Here is a 3502-nt window from a genome sequence, read left to right as displayed (position 1 = left end):
CTCGAGATCGCCGCCGGCGCGGACCTGGCGGCGGCAGTCGCCGCCGCCCAGGCCGGCGACGTGCTCAAGCTGGCGCCGGGTTCCTATGCCAGCGCCATCGTCATCGACAAACCGCTGACGCTGGAAGGCCCGGCGGACCGCTCGGCCATCATCGTCGGCACGCGCCAGGGGCGCACCGTCTGGGTCCAGGCGGCGGACGTGTCCCTGCGCAACCTGACCGTCACGCGTTCGGGCCTGAGCCTGTCCGACATGGACGCGGGCATCTTCCTGGACCGCGAGGCGCACCGCGCGCTGGTGGAGCGCAACGACATCCTGGACAACCTCGTGGGCGTGCACGTCTGGGGGCCCGCGGACGCGACCGTCCGCGGCAACCGCATCGTGGGCAACAAGGAGCTGCGCGTGGCCGAAAGAGGCAACGGCGTGACGCTCTGGAACACCCCGGGCACGCGTGTGCTGGACAACGACATCTCGGCCGGCCGCGACGGCATCTTCGTCAATACCAGCAAGCTCAATACGTTCAGCGGCAACCGCTTCCATGACCTGCGCTATGCGGTGCACTACATGTACACCAACGACAGCGAGATCAGCGGCAACGTCTCGACCGGCACCGATATCGCCTACGCCATCATGTATTCGCACCGGCTGGTGGTGCGCGACAACGTCGCGCTGGACAGCCACGAGCAAGGCCTGATGCTGAACTATGCCAACCATTCCACCATCGCCAACAACACGGTGGATCGCGCCGGCAAATGCGTTTTCATCTACAACGCCAACCGCAACACCTTTCTGGACAACCATTTTTCCAATTGCGACATCGGCGTGCACTTCACTGCCGGGTCGGAAGGCAACCAGATATCCGGCAACGCCTTCATCAACAACCGCAACCAGGTGAAGTACGTGGGCACCCGCACGCTGGACTGGTCGGTGGACGGACGTGGCAACTATTGGAGCGACAACACCGCTTTCGACCTGGACGGCGACGGCATCGCCGATACCGCGTACCGGCCGAACGATGTGGTCGACCAGCTGCTGTGGCGCGCGCCCGCGGCGCGCATCCTGCTGAACAGTCCGTCGATTTCCATCGTGCGCTGGGCGCAGTCGCAGTTCCCCGCCATCCTGCCCGGCGGTGTGATCGACAGCGCCCCGCTGATGCAGCCCCCGCCCACCACAAGCACCAAGGAATCACCATGAGCACCGACCTTGTGGCGCTTACCGGCGTCAGCAAGCACTATGGCGCGCACCAGGCGCTCGACGGCCTGGATCTGCAGCTGCGCGAGGGCGAATGCGTCGCCCTCGCCGGACACAACGGCGCTGGCAAGAGCACGATGATCAAACTCATCCTGGGACTGATACGGCCCACTCGCGGCCAGGTCGCGATCTTCGGCCAGGACGCCCATAGCCCGGCTGCGGCGCGCTTGCGCGGCAGAATTGGCTATCTGCCCGAAACCGTGGCGCTGCATCCGTCGATGACCGGCGAGGAAACCCTGGCGTTCTACGCCAGGCTCAAGCGCCAGCCCCTGTCGGGCAATGCCGCGCTGCTGGAGAAGGTCGGCATCTCGGGCGCCGCGCGCCGCCGCGTGGGCGGCTACTCCAAGGGCATGCGGCAGCGCCTGGCGCTGGCCCAGGCGCTGCTGGGTCAGCCTCGGGTGCTGCTGTTCGACGAGCCCACCACAGGTCTGGACCCGGCCTCGCGCCTGATGTTCTACGACATCGTCCATGAGTTGCGCGCCACCGGCGCCACGATACTGCTGAGCACCCATGCCCTGTCGGAACTGGCAGGCCATGCGGACCGCATCGTCGTGATGAAGGCGGGCAGAAAGATCGCCGACGGCGCGATGTCGGCGCTGCGGCGCTCCACCGGGCTGCCCATCCGCATCCGCCTGACGTTTGCCGACGCCGATGCGCCGCCGCCCGGCGGCGATTGGCGCCGCATCGAGGCCGGACGTTTTGAGCTGGCCTGCCAGGAGAACGGCAAGGTCGACGCGATCCGCGGCATCGGCGCGCTGTCGTCCGCCATTGCCGACCTCGACATCCAGGTCCCGGGCCTGGACGACATCTATGCACATCTGCTTGAACGGGAAGACGTATGAACGCGGTATGCACCATCATCGGCAAGGAAATCCGCGACGGCCTGCGCAACCGCTGGGTGCTGGCGACCGCCCTGCTGCTGGCCGCGCTGGCGCTGGCGCTGGGCCTGTTGGGCAGCTCGCCCACCGGCACCGTCAAGGCCGAGCCGCTCACCGTCACCGTGGTCAGCCTGTCCAGCCTGTCGATCTTCCTGGTGCCGCTCATCGCCATGCTGCTGGCCTATGACGCCGTGGTCGGCGAAGTCGACCGAGGCACGATGGCGCTGCTGCTGAGCTATCCGGTGTCGCGCTGGCAGGTGCTGATCGGCAAGTTCATCGGCCACCTGGCCATCCTGGCGCTGGCCACGGGCGCGGGCTACGGCTCGGCCGGCCTGGCGTTGCAATGGGCCTACGGCGGCCTGGACGCCAGCGCCTGGCAGCCCTTCGCCCTGCTGATCGGGGCCAGCGTGCTGCTGGGCGCGAGCTTTCTCGCCATGGGCTACCTGATCAGCTCGCTGGTGCGCGAGCGCGCCACTGCGGCGGGCATCGCCGTCGGCGTCTGGCTGTTCTTCGTGGTGATCTACGACATGGCGCTGCTGGGCGTGCTGGCGGCGGACCAGGGACGCCATGTCAGCCCCGGCCTGCTCAACGCGCTGCTGCTGCTCAATCCCTCGGACGTGTACCGCCTGCTGAACCTGACGGGCTTCGAGAACATTTCGCTGTACGCCGGCATGGCGGGCGTCAGCGACCAGGCCAGCCTGCCCATCGCCGCGCTGATTGCGGCGCTGCTGCTGTGGATCGCCGTTCCATTCCTGCTGGCAACGGCGGCTTTCAGGAACAAGCCGCTATGAAACGCTTGCAACTCGCCCTGGCCATTTCCGTCCTGCTGCTTGCCGCGGGCTGCGGCAGCGGCGCCGCTCCCGAAGCCGCACCTGCGCCCCGGGCCGTGACGGTCGAGTCCGTCGGCCACTACTGCGGCATGGCGCTCAACGAGCACAAGGGCCCCAAGGGGCAGATCTTCCTCAAGGGCCAAACCGCGCCCGTGTGGTTCTCCTCGATCAAGCAAGTCTTCGCCTACACGCTGCTACCCGAGGAACCCAAGGGCGTCAGCGCCATCTACGTCAACGACATGTCCACCGCGGGCCCCGACGGCGCGCCGGACCCGGCCGCCTGGATTGACGCGCGCCAGGCGTTCTACGTCATCGAGGGCCGCTACATCGGCGGCATGGGCGCCGAAGACGCCATCCCGTTCTCCCAGCGCGACCGCGCCCAGGCTTTCGCCGACACCCACGGCGGCCGCGTCGTCACCTTTGCCGACGTACCGGAAAGCTATGTCTTCGCCCAATAGTCCGCGAACCTACAGGCCTATCGCCATGAACCAAATCCGTCGCCGTTTCATCGGCATCGCCGCCGCAGCCAGCGCGCTGGCGCTCGCC

At 67.5% G+C, this 3502-nt stretch carries 4 protein-coding genes; all 4 read left to right on the top strand.

The genetic code is table 11. From position 1 onward, the window contains the following. Positions 1-1191 (top strand): nitrous oxide reductase family maturation protein NosD (locus WBB14_RS25400; RefSeq protein ID WP_424242222.1); only part of this gene is annotated, 1191 nt, incomplete at its 5' end. Further along, positions 1188-2090 carry an ABC transporter ATP-binding protein gene (locus WBB14_RS25395; RefSeq protein ID WP_424242221.1) on the top strand — a complete coding sequence of 301 codons (903 nt, stop codon included), beginning with the start codon at positions 1188-1190 and terminating at the stop codon, positions 2088-2090. The genes WBB14_RS25400 and WBB14_RS25395, both read left to right, overlap by 4 nt. Then, positions 2087-2917, top strand: coding sequence for an ABC transporter permease (locus WBB14_RS25390; RefSeq protein WP_013395174.1), 831 nt, complete (start codon positions 2087-2089; stop codon positions 2915-2917). Before WBB14_RS25395 ends, WBB14_RS25390 begins: the two co-directional genes overlap by 4 nt. Continuing rightward, positions 2914-3414, top strand: coding sequence for a nitrous oxide reductase accessory protein NosL (locus WBB14_RS25385; RefSeq protein ID WP_424242220.1), 501 nt, complete (start codon positions 2914-2916; stop codon positions 3412-3414). The genes WBB14_RS25390 and WBB14_RS25385 overlap by 4 nt, the downstream gene beginning before the upstream one ends. The last annotated feature ends 88 nt before the right edge of the window (positions 3415-3502 follow it).

Source organism: Achromobacter sp., assembly GCF_049647645.1.
Lineage (GTDB): Bacteria > Pseudomonadota > Gammaproteobacteria > Burkholderiales > Burkholderiaceae_B > Achromobacter.
This window is presented reverse-complemented; position numbering and strand designations above follow the sequence as displayed.

What these genes read in the sequence shown, in the direction of transcription:
- WBB14_RS25395 (WP_424242221.1), top strand. Translation starts at nt 1,188, where the DNA reads ATGAGCACCGACCTTGTGGCGCTTACCGGCGTCAGCAAGCACTATGGC.
- WBB14_RS25390 (WP_013395174.1), top strand. Translation starts at nt 2,087, where the DNA reads ATGAACGCGGTATGCACCATCATCGGCAAGGAAATCCGCGACGGCCTG.
- WBB14_RS25385 (WP_424242220.1), top strand. Translation starts at nt 2,914, where the DNA reads ATGAAACGCTTGCAACTCGCCCTGGCCATTTCCGTCCTGCTGCTTGCC.